Below are 3,154 nucleotides of genomic sequence, written 5' to 3'. Positions count from 1 at the left end.
GCCAGCTCAGCAGCATCGCGTAGAGGATCACCCAGAACAGCGACCCGGCGTACTCGCCCATGTCCGTCGGCGAGAGGCCGATGGCGCTGAAGGCCAGGATGCCGACGGCGGTGCCGCCGAACAGCGGCCACTGGGTCGCCTGAACCACGGCGACGGCGGCGCGGGTGCGCTCCTCGCCGCGCCGCAGGCGCACCAGGATGCCGTCGGTGACGACGATGGCGTTGTCCACCAGCATGCCCAGCGCAATGATGAGCGCGCCGAGCGAGATGCGCTGCATCGCGATGCCGTCGAGCCACATCGCGATCAGCGTCCCGGCGACGGTGAGCAGCAGCACGGCACCGACGATGAGGCCGCTGCGCAGGCCCATGAAGAGCACCAGCACCAGCACCACGATCACGACCGCCGCGACCAGATTGGCGACGAAGCCGTCCACCGCCGCGCGCACCGCGTCGGACTGGTAGGAGACGACGTTCAGCTCCATGCCCACCGGGCGCTGGGCCTCCAGCTCGGCCAGTCGGGCGCGCACGGCGTCGCCCATGGCCACGACATTGCCGCCAGCCATGTTGGAAACCCCGAGACCGATGGCCGGCTGGCCGTCGAAGCGCATCAGGGCTTGCGGCGGCTCCACGAGCCCTCGCCCAATGCGGGCGACGTCCTTCAGAAAGATCACCTGCTCGCCGCCGGGGGAGGCGAGGACGAGGTTGCCGATCGCCTCGACGGAGTCGACCGCGCCGGTGGGGCTGATCTGGAGTCTCTGTTCGCCGGCGCGTAGATCGCCCGCCGGGGTAATCAGGTTCTGCCGACGCAACTGCTCGCCGATTTCGTCGACCGAGAGCCCGAGCTGCGCCGCCTTGGCCGCCGAGATCTCGACGAAGATGGCCTCCTGCGGTGCGCCCAGGACCGCCACACGGGCCACGCCAGGCACCAGCGCGAGCTCGCGCCGGAGCTTGTCGACAGAGTCCTCGATCTGCTCCAGCGCGTAGCCGTCGCCGGTGACCGCTAAAAACAAGGCGTAGACGTCGCCGAAATCGTCGTTGACCACGGACGGACCGGCCCCCGGCGGCAGCTGCCGCTGCGCGTCGGCGACCTTGCGGCGCAGCTTGTCCCAGACCTGCTCCAGATCGTCCCTGGTCTTGGCGAAGCGCATGTCGATCTCGACCTTGACCAGCGAGCGGCCCATGCTGGAGACGGAGCTGACCTCCTTGAGTTCCTGCAACTGCTGGACGGCGCCCTCGATGACGTCGGTGACCTCCTCGGCGACCTCAATCGGCAGCGCGCCTGGGTAGGGCGTGACGACGACCGCCTGGCGGATCACGAACTCGGGGTCCTCGAAGCGGCCGAGCTGCTGATAGCCGATCCATCCGCCGACGAGCACGACCAGGGCGGCGAGCCAGGCGATGGTGCGCTTGTGCAGACTGTAGGCAGCAAGATTCATGGTTGGGGGGCTTGGGATCCCGATCTCAGAGCGGATGGACGCGCATGCCGTCGCGCAGGTGGTGCACGCCAGCCGTGACGATCCGCTCGCCGGGCGTGAGCCCCTCGCGCACCAGGACGTCCGCGCCGCTGACCGGGCCGATGGCGATCGGCCGCCGCGCGACCCGAGCGCTGTCGGGGTCGACCACCCAGACGCTCGGCGCGCCGTCAGGTCCGGCCACGACGGCCTTCAGCGGAATGCGCACGGCCGTCTCACCCTCGGCGACTTCCGTGCTGTCGGGAAAGACATCGACCGACATCCCGGGCAGCACCTGCAGGTCCGCCGGGCTGGCCAATTCGAGCACGACCTCGTAGGTCTGGGTCTGCGGGTCCGCCTCGGTCGAAAAGGACTTGAGCGTCACCGGGAACCGCCGCTCGGGCCGCTCCGCGAACAGCGCATAGCCCGCCACTCGGCGCGGCTCGGCGCGCACGACCCGCTCCGGCACATGGATGACGATCTCCAGCGCGCTGACATCCTGCAGGCTGACCACCGGCTCCTTGGCCTGAACGGTCTGGAAATTCTCGAGGTAGCGACGGGCAACAACGCCGGCGAAAGGCGCGGTCAGACGGGTGTCTTCCAGGTCCTTGCGGGCGGCGGCAAAGCCTGAGCGGGCCACTTCCATGGCCGTGCGCTTCAGATCCAGCTCGGCGCGCGCAACGGCTTTGCTCTTCTCCCAGAGATGGCGCACCCGTTCGTAGTCCGCCGTGGCCTGGTCGAACTCGACCTTCGCCGCCCCAAGCCGCGTGTCGAACGCGGCGGGGTCCAGACGCGCGATCAGGTCACCGGCGCCCACCCGATCACCCTCCGCAACCGCAAGCGCGATGATCCGACCGGGTACGTCGAACGCGAGCGCGGCCCGCTGCGCGGCTCTGACGCGTCCCGGAAAGCGCAGACCGGAGCCGAGATCGGTGGCGGCGATCTCCATGATCTCGGCCGGCCGCGAGGGCGGATCGATGGGCTGAGTCGGCGGCCTCTGGTCTTGACAGCCGCAGAGCGCCGCGACCGCGATCAGCACGACGGCGAACCGACTCCCCCGAGCAAGGCGGTGACCCTGCTGACCCTGGCATGGAGGCTTATGAATCTCTGTCGACACGATGAGGAACCTGGGGCGAGATCTCGCCGGCCATTGCGGACCGGCAGCGGTCCGATAAGCTACGGGTTCCAGGCCCTTGTCCGCAATGCGCCGACCGCCCAAAATGGGCGATCACCTAATCGCCCCGATCGGCTAACCACCCAGTGCGCCGATCCGCGGCCTTCGCCACCGTGAGCCGATTCAGTCATGACGTTCGACCACGAAGACCTTGCCCGCCACTTCGGCCGCATCTGGCCGGTGCATGTCGAGGCGTTCAGCGCACTCCTGATCACGCTGCGAAGGCAGTTCGGGGGGGACTTAGATCGCATGCTAGTGCTAGCCATCATTGGTTCGCGGACCCTGCCGCATCGCCACATCGATGGGCTTTCCTACGATGCGCTCATGGTCTTGGCGAGGAACGAGCGCGCGCCCGACCCCGACCCCATTAACCTTCAGTCCATCGCCGACTGCAGTGGCATCGCGCGCGAGACCGTGCGTCGCAAGGTGCGCGACCTCGAAGCCGCGGGGTGGATCGTCAAGCGGGAGAACGGCTATCTGCTCGCCTCGACGCAGGCCGCCAGGGATCTTGCCCCGATGACCGAGGCGAC

At 68.6% G+C, this 3,154-nt stretch carries 3 protein-coding genes; 1 reads left to right on the top strand and 2 read right to left on the bottom strand.

The window, feature by feature from the left end:
• Both CCR95_RS20025 and CCR95_RS20020 read right to left on the bottom strand, forming a co-directional pair.
• On the bottom strand, positions 1 to 1,435 hold a 1,435-nt coding region (locus CCR95_RS20025; RefSeq protein WP_201097787.1), incomplete at its 3' end, for an efflux RND transporter permease subunit.
• 25 nt (positions 1,436 to 1,460) lie between these two features.
• Positions 1,461 to 2,567: an efflux RND transporter periplasmic adaptor subunit gene (locus CCR95_RS20020; RefSeq protein WP_201097785.1), complete on the bottom strand. Its 1,107-nt coding sequence runs from the start codon at positions 2,565 to 2,567 to the stop codon at positions 1,461 to 1,463.
• 186 nt (positions 2,568 to 2,753) lie between these two features.
• Between CCR95_RS20020 and CCR95_RS20015 the strand changes: the two genes are divergently transcribed.
• A partial coding sequence (locus CCR95_RS20015; protein WP_242523378.1) for a helix-turn-helix domain-containing protein occupies positions 2,754 to 3,154 on the top strand: 401 nt, incomplete at its 3' end.

The organism is Thiocystis minor (assembly GCF_016653465.1).
GTDB lineage: Bacteria > Pseudomonadota > Gammaproteobacteria > Chromatiales > Chromatiaceae > Chromatium > Chromatium minus.
This window is presented reverse-complemented; position numbering and strand designations above follow the sequence as displayed.